This is a genomic window from Roseobacter insulae, assembly GCF_019375555.1.
Classification (GTDB): Bacteria; Pseudomonadota; Alphaproteobacteria; order Rhodobacterales; family Rhodobacteraceae; genus Roseobacter; species Roseobacter insulae.
Genome location: NZ_JAHXDN010000006.1, coordinates 133,720 through 148,644 on the forward strand (window position 1 = coordinate 133,720; position 14,925 = coordinate 148,644).

16 protein-coding genes are annotated in these 14,925 nt (G+C 60.4%); 13 read left to right on the forward strand and 3 right to left on the reverse strand.

The window, feature by feature from the left end; genetic code table 11:
- Window positions 1-272 precede the first annotated feature (272 nt).
- The 8 genes from KX928_RS19915 (at window position 273) to KX928_RS24150 (ending at window position 7,281) form a co-directional block, all read left to right on the forward strand.
- Window positions 273-848, forward strand: coding sequence for a DUF3305 domain-containing protein (locus tag KX928_RS19915; protein WP_219506201.1), 576 nt, complete (start codon window positions 273-275; stop codon window positions 846-848).
- Window positions 845-1,447: a DUF3306 domain-containing protein gene (locus KX928_RS19920; RefSeq protein ID WP_219506202.1), complete on the forward strand. Its 603-nt coding sequence runs from the start codon at window positions 845-847 to the stop codon at window positions 1,445-1,447. Before KX928_RS19915 ends, KX928_RS19920 begins: the two co-directional genes overlap by 4 nt.
- On the forward strand, window positions 1,444-2,052 hold the full coding sequence (locus KX928_RS19925; RefSeq protein WP_219506203.1) for a TorD/DmsD family molecular chaperone: 609 nt from the start codon (window positions 1,444-1,446) through the stop codon (window positions 2,050-2,052). Before KX928_RS19920 ends, KX928_RS19925 begins: the two co-directional genes overlap by 4 nt.
- Before the next feature lie 53 nt (window positions 2,053-2,105).
- Window positions 2,106-2,297 (forward strand): twin-arginine translocation pathway signal protein, encoded by a 192-nt coding sequence (locus tag KX928_RS19930; protein WP_219506204.1) that lies wholly within the window; start codon window positions 2,106-2,108, stop codon window positions 2,295-2,297.
- A gap of 99 nt (window positions 2,298-2,396) precedes the next feature.
- The gene (locus KX928_RS19935; RefSeq protein WP_219506205.1) at window positions 2,397-5,279 is read left to right on the forward strand and encodes a formate dehydrogenase subunit alpha; all 2,883 of its coding nucleotides are present in this window, start codon (window positions 2,397-2,399) and stop codon (window positions 5,277-5,279) included.
- A gap of 14 nt (window positions 5,280-5,293) precedes the next feature.
- Window positions 5,294-5,890: a formate dehydrogenase FDH3 subunit beta gene (gene fdh3B / locus KX928_RS19940; RefSeq protein WP_219506207.1), complete on the forward strand. Its 597-nt coding sequence runs from the start codon at window positions 5,294-5,296 to the stop codon at window positions 5,888-5,890.
- An 84-nt stretch (window positions 5,891-5,974) separates the two neighbouring features.
- A complete protein-coding gene (locus KX928_RS19945; protein ID WP_219506209.1) occupies window positions 5,975-7,156 on the forward strand; it encodes a formate dehydrogenase subunit gamma in 1,182 nt (393 codons plus the stop codon).
- Entirely contained in the window at window positions 7,153-7,281 is a 129-nt protein-coding gene (locus KX928_RS24150) for a hypothetical protein (RefSeq protein WP_257883975.1), read from the forward strand. Before KX928_RS19945 ends, KX928_RS24150 begins: the two co-directional genes overlap by 4 nt.
- A 2-nt stretch (window positions 7,282-7,283) precedes the next feature.
- On the opposite strand, the gene KX928_RS19950 is transcribed toward KX928_RS24150, so the two are convergent.
- Window positions 7,284-7,940: a GntR family transcriptional regulator gene (locus tag KX928_RS19950; RefSeq protein WP_219506211.1), complete on the reverse strand. Its 657-nt coding sequence runs from the start codon at window positions 7,938-7,940 to the stop codon at window positions 7,284-7,286.
- A gap of 133 nt (window positions 7,941-8,073) precedes the next feature.
- Here KX928_RS19950 and dctP point away from each other — a divergent pair, with 133 nt between their 5' ends.
- The 5 genes from dctP to KX928_RS19975 all read left to right on the forward strand — a co-directional run bounded on the left by dctP (window position 8,074) and on the right by KX928_RS19975 (window position 13,754).
- Window positions 8,074-9,060: a TRAP transporter substrate-binding protein DctP gene (gene dctP / locus KX928_RS19955; RefSeq protein WP_219506212.1), complete on the forward strand. Its 987-nt coding sequence runs from the start codon at window positions 8,074-8,076 to the stop codon at window positions 9,058-9,060.
- A 63-nt stretch (window positions 9,061-9,123) separates the two neighbouring features.
- Window positions 9,124-9,672 carry a TRAP transporter small permease gene (locus KX928_RS19960; protein ID WP_219506214.1) on the forward strand — a complete coding sequence of 183 codons (549 nt, stop codon included), beginning with the start codon at window positions 9,124-9,126 and terminating at the stop codon, window positions 9,670-9,672.
- Window positions 9,672-10,988, forward strand: a complete 1,317-nt coding sequence (locus tag KX928_RS19965) for a TRAP transporter large permease (protein WP_219506216.1) — start codon at window positions 9,672-9,674, stop codon at window positions 10,986-10,988. The genes KX928_RS19960 and KX928_RS19965 overlap by 1 nt, the downstream gene beginning before the upstream one ends.
- Window positions 10,985-12,229, forward strand: a complete 1,245-nt coding sequence (locus tag KX928_RS19970; RefSeq protein WP_219506219.1) for a malonyl-CoA decarboxylase — start codon at window positions 10,985-10,987, stop codon at window positions 12,227-12,229. The genes KX928_RS19965 and KX928_RS19970 overlap by 4 nt, the downstream gene beginning before the upstream one ends.
- A gap of 10 nt (window positions 12,230-12,239) precedes the next feature.
- Window positions 12,240-13,754 carry a malonate--CoA ligase gene (locus tag KX928_RS19975; protein ID WP_219506221.1) on the forward strand — a complete coding sequence of 505 codons (1,515 nt, stop codon included), beginning with the start codon at window positions 12,240-12,242 and terminating at the stop codon, window positions 13,752-13,754.
- A 3-nt stretch (window positions 13,755-13,757) separates the two neighbouring features.
- On the opposite strand, the gene KX928_RS19980 is transcribed toward KX928_RS19975, so the two are convergent.
- On the reverse strand, window positions 13,758-14,717 hold the full coding sequence (locus KX928_RS19980) for a 2-hydroxyacid dehydrogenase (RefSeq protein ID WP_219506223.1): 960 nt from the start codon (window positions 14,715-14,717) through the stop codon (window positions 13,758-13,760).
- 3 nt (window positions 14,718-14,720) lie between these two features.
- Entirely contained in the window at window positions 14,721-14,915 is a 195-nt protein-coding gene (locus tag KX928_RS19985; RefSeq protein ID WP_219506226.1) for a hypothetical protein, read from the reverse strand.
- Window positions 14,916-14,925: the final 10 nt, after the last annotated feature.

Below are 14,925 nucleotides of genomic sequence, written 5' to 3' on the forward strand. Positions count from 1 at the left end.
CATAGCTATTCAGGAATGTAGCCCTTCGTAAACCGGATTCGATCAAAACGCCCGCGCAATTGCGTGAGCCCCCCCTACAGCGTCTCGTTTCCACTGCGTTCGGGATAAATGCAAAAACCTCAAAGATTTGTAATTTCAGGCGCTTGGTCACATGCAATGTCACCCCCGCGCTGGCTGGCACGCAAATGTGTGCAAATGCATTCAATTTTTTCTAGGATAATGGGGATGTTTTGGTAAGGTGATTTTACCAACAGAGCGCACACGGAGATCCCTTGGGAGTCGTCTATCCAAATTCGCAGTCTTTAAGATTGGGCGTCGTGCTGCGCCGGATGCCCGGTGCGACGGCGTGGGCCAAGTGGGTCTGGAAGGCGTCATCAGTGCTGCCGGGCGCGCCGGATGCATCCTGGAAAGTGCTGAGAGAAGAAGGTGATACAACCGAGTATCATGCCAAGACACTTGATCTGTGGCTTTATGTTTCCGATGCGGAGGCCTATGCGCATGAGCTTCAGGCGCGCGCCCCGTCGGTCTACGTGGTGATGCGCGAGCCCGCGGCAGAGGATGAGGGTGACGCGCCGCTCAGCATTCTGCATGTTACGGTATCGCCCTATGAGGCACAGGACTATTCCGACAGCGGGGAAGAAATTATCGAACGGGTGCCAATGTCACCCGCATTGTTGGCCTGGGTGACCTCCTTCGTGGATGCGCATTACGTTGAGGAACCGTTTGTCAAACGCCGCCGCGACAAGATGCGCACGGACCGCGCACAGGATGGTATCGGCGATGCGCGCATCGCCCAGGCATCAGACGTCTACCGGGCGCCAAGAACGCCAAGGGAGGCTGCGGAATGACGGCACAGGCTTCTTTCTGGGCGCGCAGGCGTGCCGGTGCGAAGGCCGAGGCGGAAGCCGAGGCGCGGGCCGAAAGCGCCGCGACAGAGGCCGCGCAGGCGGCTGAACTGGCCGGGAAAGACGACGCGGACGTGCTCACCGAACTTGGGCTGCCCGATCCTGCGACTTTGCAGGCGGGGGATGATTTCGCGGCCTTCATGGCGCGTGACGTGCCCAGGCATTTGCAGAACAAAGCGTTGCGCACGTTGTGGCGCAGCAATCCGGTATTGGCCTGTGTCGACGGGCTGAACGAATATGACGACGATTACCGCGCCGCCATGCTGGCAGGTGGGCCGATAAAGACAGCATATCAGGTCGGCAAAGGCATGTTGTCGCATCTGGAAGAAACCGCCCGGCAGGAAGAAGCCGCGCGGGTCGCTGCCGAGATGGATGATGCCGAGGAGGTCGTGCCGGAACCGGAGGATGGTGTCATCGCCCAGCCCGCCGCAGAGCCTGCAGGCGCGCCGCAGGCCGCCCTGTCGTATAGCGCCGAAGAAGAAACCCCGGCAGAACAGGCCCCGCGCCGCATGCGCTTTCGGTTCGAGGAGGCGTCGGTATGAGTGCCGCGATGGATGTCCTGGATGTAGCCCCCGAAGACCGCCTGCGTGCAGACCTCTACAACTTCCTCGGACTGGCGCTTGCGCGGCCGGCGGATCAGATGCTGCTGGACCAGATGTCGGAGCTTTCGGGGGATGACAGCGCGATGGGTCAGGCGGTGGCCGGTCTGGCGCGGGTTGCCAAAGCCAGCACTCCCAAGGGGGTTGAGCGTGAATTTAACGCATTGTTTATTGGTCTGGGTCGTGGCGAGCTGCTGCCCTATGCCAGCTACTACCTGACCGGCTTCCTGAACGAAAAGCCGCTGGCGCGACTGCGCAAGGATATGGGCGCGCACCAGATTACCCGCGCAGAGAACGTGTTCGAGCCCGAAGACAGCATGGCCTCATTGATGGAGATCATGGGCGGCATGATTGTGGGGCGCTTTGGCCAGCCTGCACCGCTCGACAGGCAGCGCATGTTTTTCAACAACCACATTGCCCCATGGGCGACGCATTTTTACTCGGATCTGGAAGCCGCAAACGCCTCGATCCTCTATGCGTCGATCGGCTCGCTGGGGCGGGAATTCATGTCGATAGAGAAAGAAGCATTCAGATTGACGGCAGTCTGATCTGCCACAAAGGGCGAGACGCCGTCCAGGACAAGACGAAAGGGAGAAGACACATGGCAAAGACTTCAGAGGGCGACACAAATCGCCGGGATTTTCTGAAACTCGCGGGCACCGCCGCGCCGGCGGCGGTAGCTGCGGTCGCGGCGGGCACCGGAACGGCGGAGGCGTCGCCGGTCGATCTCACCTCGGACAAGATGCAGGATACGGCACATACGCGTGCCTATCTGGACAGCACGCGATTCTGAACGCTGTCAGCGCGCGCCGCGCGACAGTGGCGCGTTTTCCAACGGTTCAGGATCATCAATACACCTAGCCACCTTATCGGGGCAGCAAGGGAGGGAAAAATGCTTAGGAAAAAGACCAACGGGGTCACACAGCGTGCAGGACGGACGAACATCCTGACGGACGTGGCCGAGAAATCAGTGGACCGCCGCGCGTTTCTGCGTGGATCAGGTCTCGCGATCGGGGGATTGGCCGCCATCTCCGCCACCGGCGGATCGGTCACGCAGGCCTCTGCCCAGTCCGCGGTAAACGGCGCTGTGCAGACAATCAAATCCGTGTGTACGCACTGCTCGGTGGGCTGCACGGTCATCGCGGAAGTTGCGAACGGCGTGTGGACCGGGCAGGAGCCCGGCTGGGACAGCCCCTTCAACCTCGGCGCCCATTGCGCCAAGGGAGCGGCGGTGCGCGAACATGCCCATGGCGAGCGTCGCCTCAAGTACCCGATGAAGAAAGAGGGCGGGGAGTGGAAACGCATCAGCTGGGAGCAGGCGATCAACGAGATCGGCGACGGCATGATGAAAATCCGCGAGGAAAGCGGCCCGGATTCGGTCTACTGGCTCGGATCGGCCAAGCATAATAACGAACAGGCCTATCTGTTCCGCAAATTTGCCGCCTACTGGGGCACCAACAACGTCGATCACCAGGCGCGGATCTGCCACTCCACCACGGTGGCCGGTGTGGCGAATACATGGGGCTACGGCGCCATGACCAACAGCTACAATGACATCCATAATTCCAAGGCGATCTTCCTGATCGGCGGCAACCCGGCAGAAGCACACCCTGTCTCGCTGCTGCACATCCTGAAAGCGAAGGAGCAGAACAACGCGCCGATGATCGTCTGCGATCCGCGTTTCACACGCACGGCGGCCCATGCGGACGAATACGTCCGCTTCCGTCCCGGGACGGACGTGGCGCTCGTCTGGGGTATCCTCTGGCACATCTTCGACAACGAGTGGGAGGACAAGGAGTTCATCCGCACCCGTGTCTGGGGTATGGACCAGATCAAGGAAGAAGTCGCCCGCTGGACGCCTGAAGAGGTTGAGCGCGTCACCGGCGCGCCCGGCAGCCAGCTCAAGCGCGTGGCGCGGACGCTGGCCAACAACCGTCCCGGCACCGTGATCTGGTGCATGGGTGGCACCCAGCACACCAACGGCAACAACAACACACGCGCCTATTGCGTGCTGCAGCTGGCGCTTGGCAACATGGGTACATCCGGCGGCGGTACCAATATCTTCCGCGGCCATGACAACGTACAGGGCGCCACCGACCTTGGGGTGCTGGCCAACACGCTGCCGGGGTACTACGGGCTTTCCGATGGATCCTGGGCGCATTGGGCGCGGGTCTGGGAAGAAGACCTCGACTGGCTCAAGGGCCGCTTCTCGGATGCCGAGTTCGACGGCAAGAAGATGATGAACCAGACCGGTATCCCGGTGTCGCGCTGGATTGACGGCGTTCTGGAGGATGCCGAAAACATCGATCAGCCGGACAATACCCGCGCCATGGTACTCTGGGGCCATGCGCCGAACTCGCAGACCCGTCAGAAAGAAATGAAGACGGCGATGGAGAAGCTGGATCTGATGGTGGTTGTCGACCCCTATCCGACCGTTTCTGCCGTGTTGCAGGACCGTGATGACGGGGTTTACCTGCTGCCGGCCTGTACCCAATTCGAGACACGCGGCTCTGTCACGGCGTCCAACCGGTCGCTGCAGTGGCGCGACAAGGTGGTGGAGCCGCTGTTTGAATCGCTGCCCGATCACACGATCATCTCGATGTTCGCCAAGAAGTTCGGTTTCCATGACAAGATCTTCCGCAATATCGCGATGGAGGGCGAAGAGCCGGTGATCGAGGACATCACCCGCGAGTTCAATCGCGGCATGTGGACAATCGGTTACACCGGCCAGTCGCCAGAACGTCTGAAGATGCACATGGCGAACCAGCACACCTTCGACCGCACCACGCTGCAGGCCGTTGGCGGCCCCGCGGATGGCGACTATTACGGTCTGCCATGGCCAAGCTGGGGCACGGCGGAGATGAACCACCCCGGAACACCGAACCTGTATGATATGAGCAAACCGGTGGCCGAAGGAGGCTTGACCTTCCGGGCGCGCTTTGGCGTGGAGCGGGATGGCGATAACCTGCTGGCCGAAGGGGTCGCGTCGGCTGGATCGGAAATTCAGGACGGATATCCTGAATTCACGATGCAGATGCTGATGGACCTTGGCTGGGATGGCGATCTGACAGCGGATGAACGTGCCGCTATTGATGCGGTGGCCGGGCCCAAGACCAACTGGAAAACCGACCTGTCGGGCGGTATCCAGCGGGTGGCGATTGCCCATGGCTGTGCGCCCTTCGGTAACGCCAAGGCCCGCGCCGTGGTCTGGACCTTCCCAGACCCGGTACCGGTGCACCGCGAACCGCTCTATACCAACCGCCGCGATCTCGTGGCCGACTATCCGACCTACGAAGACAAGAAGTTCTGGCGCCTGCCGACGATGTACAAGTCGATCCAGGAAAACGACTTCTCGGAGGAGTATCCGCTCATTCTGACATCCGGACGTCTGGTCGAATATGAAGGCGGCGGCGACGAGTCACGCTCGAACCCGTGGCTGGCGGAACTGCAACAGGACATGTTTGTCGAAGTGAACACCCGCGATGCCAACAATCTTGGCATCCGCGATGGCGAACAGGTCTGGGTCGAAGGTCCCGAAGGCGGCAAGGTCAAGGTCATGGCCATGGTCACCGAGCGGGTTGCCTCCGGTGTTGCCTTCATGCCCTTCCACTTCGGCGGGCATCTCGAAGGGGTCGATCTGAGGGACAAGTATCCCGAAGGAGCAGACCCATATGTTCTGGGGGAGGCGTCGAACACGGCGCAGACCTATGGCTATGACAGCGTAACACAGATGCAAGAGACGAAATCGACGCTCTGCAAAATCTGGGCAGCATAAGGGGAGTATGAAAAATGGCCGCTAGAGCAAAATTTCTCGTCGACGCTGAACGCTGCATCGAATGCAACGCCTGCGTCACAGCCTGTAAAAACGAACATGAAGTGCCGTGGGGCATCAACCGCCGGAAGGTCGTCACCATCAACGACGGCTCGCCCGGGGAACGGTCGATTTCCGTGGCCTGCATGCACTGTTCGGACGCGCCCTGCATGGCCGTCTGTCCGGTGGACTGCTTCTACCAGAACGAAGAAGGCGTCGTTCTGCACTCCAAAGACCTCTGCATCGGCTGCGGATACTGCTTTTATGCATGCCCCTTCGGCGCGCCGCAGTTCCCGCAGGCTGGCAACTTCGGGTCCCGTGGCAAGATGGACAAATGTACCTTCTGCGCCGGGGGACCGGAAGAAAACAACTCCACCGCGGAATTCGCCAAATACGGTCGCAACCGCATCGCGGAGGGTAAATTGCCGATCTGCGCGGAGATGTGCGCAACCAAGGCACTGCTGGCGGGTGACGGCGACGTTGTCTCCAGCATCTACCGCGAACGCGTGGTGGCCCGTGGCTTTGGCTCCGGTGCGTGGGGGTGGGGCACTGCCTACGATCAGAAAGGGGGCTGACCGCCGCCCCTAGCCTTACTTGACATTCCTCTGGGGCGGCTCAATCGGGCCGCCCCGGGTGTCTCAGCCAAACAGGATATCCCCATGCTCCGTTTTCTGTGTCTCCTGGTGTTTTCCATGACCTTTTCGGTCTCCGTGCAGGCGCAGGAGGTGGCGCCAGTTGATCGCAGCGCCACGGGCGGTGCGCAAACGCTTGAAGACATCATGAAACGTCAGGAGGGCCTGAAGGTCGATGACAGTTTTCGCAGCGGCGTGACCGGAAACCCGGAGAATGCCGCCCCGATCAGTGGGCAGCTTGGAACGCTCGGAGGGGCATCTGATCCGGATTTGTGGCGCGCTTACCGCTACAACTCCGCCGCCATCACGACGCAGGCGCGCGGGCCGGCGGCGGATGTGCTGATTCAGGATGGCGGCATGTGGTGGCTGGAATTCCGCCAGGGACCACTGCTCAAGTATGGCAGCTGGTTGCTTGGCGGCATGGTGCTGCTGCTGGCGGTTTTTTACCTGATCCGCGGACGTATTCGCATTGATGGGGAAAAGACCGGCCAGACAATTTTGCGGTTCAATTCCGTGGAACGCTTTGCGCATTGGCTATTGGCCGGATCGTTCATCCTGCTGGGGATCACCGGGCTGATCACGCTTGCGGGACGGAAAGTGCTGATCCCGGCCTTCGGTCACGAAGCCTTCGCGACGCTGGCGGTGGCCTCGAAATGGGTCCACAACAACGTGTCCTGGGCTTTCATGCTGGCGCTTGTTCTGGTGTTCGTCTTCTGGGTAATCCACAACCTGCCTGACCGGACCGATATCAACTGGATCCTGAAGGGGGGCGGCATTTTCGGGCACGGCCACCCGCCGGCCAAGAAATTCAACGCCGGGCAAAAGCTGATATTCTGGTCGGTGATTGTGCTCGGGGCATCGATCTCCGCCTCCGGTCTGTCGCTGCTATTCCCGTTCGAGTTGCCGATGTTCGCCGTCACCTTCGAGAAGCTCAATGCCCTGGGGCTGCCGCAATTGCTGGGTCTGGGGGAATTGACGACAACCCTCGCCCCGCATGAGGAGATGCAATATGCGCAGCTCTGGCACGCCATTGTCAGCTTCGTGCTGATGGCGATCATCATCGCGCATATCTACATCGGTTCCGTCGGCATGGAAGGCGCATATGACGCCATGGGCAAGGGCGAGGTCGAATTGCAATGGGCGCGTGAACACCACAGCATCTGGACGGCCGAAGTCGAAGAGAAGAAATCCCAGGCGGGCTCGACATGAGAGAGATCATCTTTGCGGCCATCGCAATGGCGGCCATCGCCGTCGGAGCCAACTACCTGTTGAACGACGCCGGGTTCTCGGCAGCGGATCAAACCTCTGGTCAGGCGGTGCGCTTGGGCGAATAGCTCTACTGCGCGGCAGTACGAAGCTCCGTCATCAGGTGGCGGAACTTTTCACCCTGAATGCCCACGTGTTTGCGCAGCGCCTTGGCAGCGCGATCATCTGCACCCGCCTTGAGGGCTGCGACAATCTCTTCATGCTCCGCCATGGATTGCGCCATGCGCCCCCGCAACCTCAGTTGCAGACGCCGGAAGGGTTTCAGACGGCGGTGCAATCGCAACGCCTGATTGGCCAGATAGCTGTTGCCTGATTGCGCATAGATCGTGTGATGGAATCGCTCGTTTTCGCGGTAATAGCCATCGGTATCATGCGCAGCGACGGCCTCGCGGCACAGCCTGTTTGCCCCCTCAAGCTCCGCCAGGGCTTCATCGGTGATCCGGCGGGCTGCCAATCGACCGCAGACACCTTCGATCTCCGCCATGGTTTCGAACATTTCCATCAGTTCAACCGGGCCGGGCTGGCGCACGAAAACGCCCCGGCGGGGCAATTGCTCCGCAATACCCGACGCGACCAGACGCTGCAGGGCTTCACGGATCGGCGTGCGCGAGACGCCGAACTGCTTGGCCAGCCGGATCTCGTCCAGGCGATCGCCATCGTTGAACTGACCGGTGAAGACCAATTCCTCCAAGGCGTCGGCGATCCTGTCTGCGTGGCGACTTTCCATGGGTGTACTCTAGAGCGGATTTGCGTGCTCAACAATCATATTCTTGTATACAATAATATTGACTTTGAATGCGAGACACTCAATGCTGGAGGTCGAGCCGGGCAGAGAGCGCCCGGCATTCTGGGAGGATACAATGAAAATGAAACTGTTTTCGGCAGCGCTTGCCGCTGCCCTTGGAACATTCGCTGCGTCCGCGCAGGCAACCGAGCTGCGCCTGTCTCACCAATGGTCCAACAAAGACGTGCGGCACCAGGTCGCCCAAATCATCGCTGACGAAGTGGCCGCCGCGGATGTCGATCTGGAGATTAAGATTTTCGGGTCCAAATCGCTGTTCAAACCGCGTGAGCAATATAAACCGCTCAGCCGGGGCCAACTGGATATGACCGTCTTGCCATTGAGCTATGCGGGCGGCCAGCAACCGGCCTATAACCTGACGCTCATGCCCGGGCTGGTAAAGAACCACGACCACGCGGCACGTCTGAGCGACAGTCCGTTCATGGAAGCGCTGGAAGCGAAGATGGCCGATGATGACGTCATGGTGCTCGTGCATGGCTATCTGGCAGGCGGATTTGTCGGCAAGGATAAGTGTATCACCAAGCCGGAGGACGTGGCAGGTCAGCAGACCCGCGCGGCTGGAAAAGCCTTTGAGCAGATGCTGGCAGGGGCAGGGGCATCGATCGCTTCCATGGCATCATCCGAGATTTACAACGCGATGCAAACCGGCGTTCTCACGGCCGCAAACACATCTTCGTCGTCTTTCGTGTCCTACCGGATTTACGAGCAGGTCAAATGCTACACGCCCGCCTCTGACGTGGCGCTGTGGTTCATGTATCAACCTGTCCTGATGAACAAATCCACGTTTGAGGGATTGTCGCAAGCGCAGCAATCGGCCCTGCTGGCGGCATCGGAAAAAGCCGAGGCATTCTACCTCGATGAAGCCAAGAAGCAGGACGCGGCCTCTGTCAAAGTGTTTGAAGACGCAGGGGTTGAGATCGCCCAGATGACAGCCGAAGACTTTGCCGCATGGCAGGCCATCGCCAAGGAGACATCCTACAAAGCCTTTGTTGCAGATGTCCCCGACGGGCAGGCGTTGCTCGACATGGCACTGGCTGTCGAGTGATCCCGAACTGGGCGGTGACACGTCACCGCCCTTTCTTTTTCTTCATGTTTCAGGACGATCCTCATGGCCGGTCAAAATACTGCCGCTGATGCGCGCGTCGGCAACCATCCGTTTCTGCGCGTGGTGGCCGCTCTTTCCACGGTCGCCGGGTGGTGCTCTGCCGGGATGATCGTGCTTGCGGTGGCGATCACCTGCCAGATGATCTTTGTGCGGTTCGTTCTGAACGGCTCGACCGTCTGGCAGACCGAGATGGTTGTTTATCTGGTGGTGGCCGCCACGCTGATCGGTCTGCCTTATGTGCAACGTCTGCGCGGCCATGTGAATGTCGATCTGATTCCCTTGGCGCTGCCACCGCGTGGCCGCCGTGTTCTGGCGGTGGTCACGCTGTCTGTATCAATTGCGATCATCGGCGTGATGCTATGGTACGGCTACGAATACTGGCACTTCGCCTGGGATCGGGGCTGGCGGTCCGACACGGTCTGGGGCGTCCGGCTGTGGATACCGTATCTGGCGCTGCCGATTGGGTTCGGCCTGCTGCTGCTGCAACTGATCGCTGATCTGGTGGGCGTACTGACCGGCACCGAGGCACCCTTCGGGCTGGAGGATAGCTGATGGACCCTTTGCTGCTTGGTGCGCTGGTTGCCCTGTCCACGATATTCGTGCTGTTCTCCGGCGTGTCCGTTGCGGTTGGATTGCTGATCGTTTCCGCGGGCTTCCTGATGATCTTCGACGGGATGCGCAGCCTTGAGCTGATGCCCGAGATTCTTTTCGGCAAGCTCGATAACTTTGCGCTGCTGTCCATTCCGATGTTCATCATCATGGGGTCTTCCATCGCATCGACGCGGGCGGGCGCTGATCTTTACGAAGCGCTGGAGCGTTGGCTGACACGCGTCCCGGGGGGGTTGGTTATCTCCAACCTTGGGGCCTGCGCGCTTTTCGCGGCGATGTCGGGCTCCAGCCCGGCCACCTGTGCGGCAATCGGTAAAATGGGCATCCCCGAGATGCGCAAACGCGGCTATCCGGACGGTGTCGCCGCCGGATCCATCGCGGCCGGGGGGACCCTGGGTATTCTCATTCCGCCGTCGGTGACGATGATCGTTTACGGCATTGCGACCGAGACATCGATTGGCCGTCTTTTCCTTGCCGGCGTGATCCCGGGCCTGCTGCTGGTGGTGCTCTTCATGGCGTGGTCGCTCTATTCCACGTGGAAATCGGGTGATGCGAGCCTGTTGACGGCGGGCAGTTACACCTGGCGCGAGAAACTGGAAATCCTGCCACGGGTCCTACCGTTTCTGGGGATCATCCTCGGCGTGCTCTACGCCATGTATGGCGGTATCGCGACGCCGTCGGAAACCGCAGCGGTTGGTGCGCTGCTCTGCCTGATCATCGCCATGGTGATCTATAAGCTCTGGGCGCCGTCCGCATTGTGGAACGTGCTGCGCGACAGCACCAAGGAAAGCGTGATGATCCTGTTCATCATCGCCGCGGCGGGCGTCTTTTCCTACATGCTGTCCAGCCTGTTCATCACGCAGGCCATCGCGGAATGGATCGGCACGCTTGACGTGAACCGCTGGGTCCTGATGGGCACGGTGAACGTGTTCCTGCTGATCGCAGGTTTCTTTCTGCCACCCGTGGCCGTCATTCTGATGGCGGCCCCGATCTTGCTGCCCATCATCACGACCGCGGGGTTTGACCCGATCTGGTTTGCCGTGGTTTTAACCATTAATATGGAAATCGGCCTGATCAGCCCGCCCGTGGGCCTGAACCTTTACGTGATCAACGGCATTGCGCCGGATATCTCGCTGAAGACAATCCTCATGGGGTCTTTGCCGTTCGTGGCGTGTATGGTCGTGGCCATTGTGCTTTTGTGCCTCTTTCCGGGGCTTGCAACTTGGCTGCCGGATGCAGTGATGGGACCGACGTTTTGAGCTTTCTGGCTGATCTTCTGTCAACAGTTTTCGAGCGCCGCTACCGCAGTGCGCTGGAGCCCGACCTGACCGGCAGGAGTATTGAGGAGCTTTGCCACGATCTGCTGGGCAGTTCCGGCGAAGTCTCAGGCTCGGTGACGGCGCGGCATATACTGGATCGCTACGCGGCGATGGATGAGGATGGCAAACAGGCGTTTTTTTCGTTCCTCGCGCAGGATTTGGGTCTGGATCCTGATGCGGTGCGCGACGCGCTGGATGCGTTTGAGCAGGATCCGTCGAAATCCCATTACCGCGCCTTCACCACCGCGTCAGAGCCGAAGAGGCAAGAGCTTGCGCGCAGGCTGAACCAGATCCCCGGCGCAACCGCGCAGCTTGTGCAGATGCGGGATGACCTGCTGAGATATGCCAAATCCCGGCCCGAACTTGCCCCGGTCGATCAGGATTTTCAGCATCTTTTTGCCTCGTGGTTCAATCGCGGGTTTCTGGTTCTGCGCCCGATCAACTGGGAGAGCCCGGCAGAGGTTCTGGAAAAAATCATCGCCTATGAAGCCGTGCATGCCATCGGCAGCTGGGACGATCTGCGCCGCCGCGTCCAGCCCAGCGACCGGCGGTGTTTTGCCTTTTTTCACCCCGCCATGCCGAACGAACCCTTGATCTTTGTCGAGGTCGCGTTGACCCGCGGCGTGCCCGGATCGGTGCAGGCGCTGTTGTCGGACGCGCGCGAAGAGATTTCCGGGGTGGCGGCGGACACCGCGGTTTTCTATTCGATTTCCAATTGCCAGTCGGGCCTTGCTGGCATCTCCTTTGGCAACTCGCTGATCAAACAGGTGGCGGCCGATCTGTCACGCGATCTGTCAGGGATCGAGACCTTCGTGACGCTGTCTCCGATCCCTGGGCTGAACGACTGGCTGGCCGAAACCGGCCTGTCAGTTGGCGAAGACACACCCGCGCAACGTCGGGCGGCGGCCTATTATCTGCTCGGGGCCAAACGCTCGGACGGCAGTCCTCGCGACCCGGTTGCGCGCTTTCATCTGGGCAACGGGGCTCATGTCCATGATGTACATGCCCGGGCGGATCTGTCCCCCAACGGTATGGCGCAGTCCTCGGGCCTGATGGTGAATTATCTGTACGACCTGACCTCCATCGCACAGAACCACGAAGGATACGCGGCCGAGCGAAAAGTTGCGGCGTCAGCGCAGGTGCAGGCTCTTGCCGCTGAATTTGAGAAAACAACGCAATAGGTACACGCGGATGGCCAACCCCCTTTATGATAAGCTCTTCGGCCGTCACGCAGGCAAAGAGACCGCCTTTTTGCACCTTCTGACGGGCGAGGTTGTGACGCATGCGGAATTTGTGGCCATGGCGGCACGCTTTGCCAACGCCTTTGCCGCGCTCGGCGTCAAGGCAGGGGACAGGCTGGCGGTGCAGGTGGAAAAATCTCCGCAGGCGCTGGCGGCATATGCGGCCTGCGTGCAATCGGGCATCATCTTCTTGCCTTTGAACACCGCGTATACCGCCAGCGAGGTCGCGTATTTCGTCGAGAACAGCGGTGCCGCCTTGCTGATTTGCGATCCTGAAAAACGCGATGGCCTGATGCCCGTCGCGCGGTTCGCAAATGCCCTGCTGGAGACGCTGGGACCGGACGGCGCAGGCAGCCTGGATGAGCGCGCCCGCGAACAGCCCGATCATTTTGACACTGTCCCGAGGGCGGGCGATGATCTTGCCGCCCTTCTCTACACGTCGGGCACGACCGGACGATCCAAGGGGGCGATGCTGACCCAAACCAACCTGCTGTCCAACGCGCAAACGCTGGTCGATGTCTGGCGCTTTGACAAGGATGACGTGCTGCTGCATGCGCTGCCCATTTTCCACACGCATGGGCTGTTCGTCGCGACCAACATCACGCTGCTCGCGGGGGGGGCGATGATCTTCGTTCCGAAATTCGATGTGGATGTCATGATCGATCAGTTGCCGCAGGCCACGTCCATGATGGGCGTGCCGACGTTTTACACGCGGCTTCTGGATGACCCGCGGTTCACCCGGGCGCTGGTGGATCACATGCGCCTCTTCATTTCCGGCAGCGCGCCGCTTCTGGCGGAGACACATGCGCAGTTCGAAACCCGCACCGGACACCGTATTCTGGAACGCTACGGCATGACGGAAACGAACATGAACACCTCCAACCCTTATGACGGTGTGCGCCGCGCGGGCACGGTGGGATTGCCACTGCCGGGGGTCGAGCTGAAGATCACGGAGCCGTCGACGGGCCGGATCCTGCCACGGGGAGAGATCGGACAGATCGAAGTGCGGGGGCCGAATGTCTTCAAGGGCTATTGGCACATGCCGGAAAAGACCAGGGAGGAGTTGCGCGACGACGGGTTCTTCATAACCGGTGACCTCGGGTTGATCGACGACATGGGCTACGTGCAGATCGTGGGACGCAACAAGGATCTGATCATTTCGGGCGGGTACAACATCTATCCCAAGGAGATCGAGGTGCTGTTGGACGATCAGCCCGGTGTGCTGGAAAGCGCGGTGGTTGGCGTGCCACATCCCGACTTTGGGGAAACGGTGGTCGGATTCGTGGTCGCAGAGAAATCCGGCGCTCCCGATCTTGGGCAAATCACGACGGCAGTGGGCGATAAGCTCGCGCGGTTCAAACATCCGCGAAAACTGATTGTGCTGGATGAACTGCCCAGAAACACCATGGGCAAAGTACAGAAGAACTTGTTGCGACAGGACTATGCCGATCTGTTCAGCAGTTAGGCGCTAGAGCTTGTCCTTCGGGGTTTGGCCCGCAAAGAACGCGTCAAGATTGTCGAGCGCCCGGAACCCCATGGCATCCCGCGTCTTGGTTGTCGCCGATCCGATGTGCGGCAGCATGAAGATGTTCTCATGTGCTGAAAACGCGGGGTTTCCACCGGGTTCGGTCTGAAAGCAGTCAAGACCGGCGGCGGCAAGCTGGCCATCCGCCAAGGCATCCAGAAGCGCGGTTTCATCCACCAGCGCGCCGCGCGCCGAATTCACCATGATCGCTCCCTTCGGCAGCAGGGCAAACCGCGCCGCATCCATCAGGTTGGTGGTCTGGGGCGTGGCAGGGCAGTGCAGGGACAGAAAGTCTGCCACCCCCAAAAGGCTTTCGACCGTGTCGTGATACACCGCCCCCATGGCGTGGCTTTCCGGCAAAGGGCTGCGGTTGAAATAATGAATTTCCATGTCAAAACCGCGCGCCTTGGTGGCAAAGGCGCGGCCGACGCGGCCCATCCCGATGATCCCCAGACGCGCACCGGTGACCTGTTTGCCGACCATGAAGGAAGGGGACCAGAAATCCCATGCTCCGGTGCGGACAATCCGGTCTCCTGCGACCGCGTGACGGGCCGCCCCCAGCATCAGTAACATTGCCAGTTCCGCCGTGGCATCCGACAGGACGTCCGGCGTGTTTGTGACCGTGATCCCGCGCGCCGCAAGCGCCGGCAGGTCGCAATGATCCACTCCGACGGAATGATTGGCGATGATCTTGAGACGGGGGTGCAACTGCGCTGCGACATTGGCGCTGAAATGTTCGGAGTGACAGGGAATGATCGCGTCAAACGCGGCGCTGGCGGTGATCAGCTGGTCCGCGGTGCCCGGCGTGTCCTCGTAGTTGACGACGGTGTCGTAGTCTCGTGCGGCACGTTCAAGCGTCGCGTCGGACAGGCGGCGAGTGATCCAGAGGCGTGGCTTGGACATTGGTTACTTCTTCCGGATGCATTCATCCCAGTAATCATAAATCGCCATGCCGCAGACGATGATCGCGATGACCATGAAGGGAAAGCCGCCCCAGAACCCCGCAAAGCCAGAGGAGATACTCTGAGACAGCCCGCCAACGAATGTCACAAGCAGGGCGGTGCCGATCAGGCCCATGATGAGTTTGATGGTATATGACATCGGATATCTC

What these genes read in the sequence shown, in the direction of transcription:
- KX928_RS19920 (WP_219506202.1), top strand. Translation starts at nt 845, where the DNA reads ATGACGGCACAGGCTTCTTTCTGGGCGCGCAGGCGTGCCGGTGCGAAG.
- KX928_RS19925 (WP_219506203.1), top strand. Translation starts at nt 1,444, where the DNA reads ATGAGTGCCGCGATGGATGTCCTGGATGTAGCCCCCGAAGACCGCCTG.
- KX928_RS19930 (WP_219506204.1), top strand. Translation starts at nt 2,106, where the DNA reads ATGGCAAAGACTTCAGAGGGCGACACAAATCGCCGGGATTTTCTGAAA.
- KX928_RS19935 (WP_219506205.1), top strand. Translation starts at nt 2,397, where the DNA reads ATGCTTAGGAAAAAGACCAACGGGGTCACACAGCGTGCAGGACGGACG.
- fdh3B (WP_219506207.1), top strand. Translation starts at nt 5,294, where the DNA reads ATGGCCGCTAGAGCAAAATTTCTCGTCGACGCTGAACGCTGCATCGAA.
- KX928_RS19945 (WP_219506209.1), top strand. Translation starts at nt 5,975, where the DNA reads ATGCTCCGTTTTCTGTGTCTCCTGGTGTTTTCCATGACCTTTTCGGTC.
- KX928_RS24150 (WP_257883975.1), top strand. Translation starts at nt 7,153, where the DNA reads ATGAGAGAGATCATCTTTGCGGCCATCGCAATGGCGGCCATCGCCGTC.
- KX928_RS19950 (WP_219506211.1), bottom strand. Translation starts at nt 7,940, where the DNA reads ATGGAAAGTCGCCACGCAGACAGGATCGCCGACGCCTTGGAGGAATTG.
- dctP (WP_219506212.1), top strand. Translation starts at nt 8,074, where the DNA reads ATGAAAATGAAACTGTTTTCGGCAGCGCTTGCCGCTGCCCTTGGAACA.
- KX928_RS19960 (WP_219506214.1), top strand. Translation starts at nt 9,124, where the DNA reads ATGGCCGGTCAAAATACTGCCGCTGATGCGCGCGTCGGCAACCATCCG.
- KX928_RS19965 (WP_219506216.1), top strand. Translation starts at nt 9,672, where the DNA reads ATGGACCCTTTGCTGCTTGGTGCGCTGGTTGCCCTGTCCACGATATTC.
- KX928_RS19975 (WP_219506221.1), top strand. Translation starts at nt 12,240, where the DNA reads ATGGCCAACCCCCTTTATGATAAGCTCTTCGGCCGTCACGCAGGCAAA.
- KX928_RS19980 (WP_219506223.1), bottom strand. Translation starts at nt 14,717, where the DNA reads ATGTCCAAGCCACGCCTCTGGATCACTCGCCGCCTGTCCGACGCGACG.
- KX928_RS19985 (WP_219506226.1), bottom strand. Translation starts at nt 14,915, where the DNA reads ATGTCATATACCATCAAACTCATCATGGGCCTGATCGGCACCGCCCTG.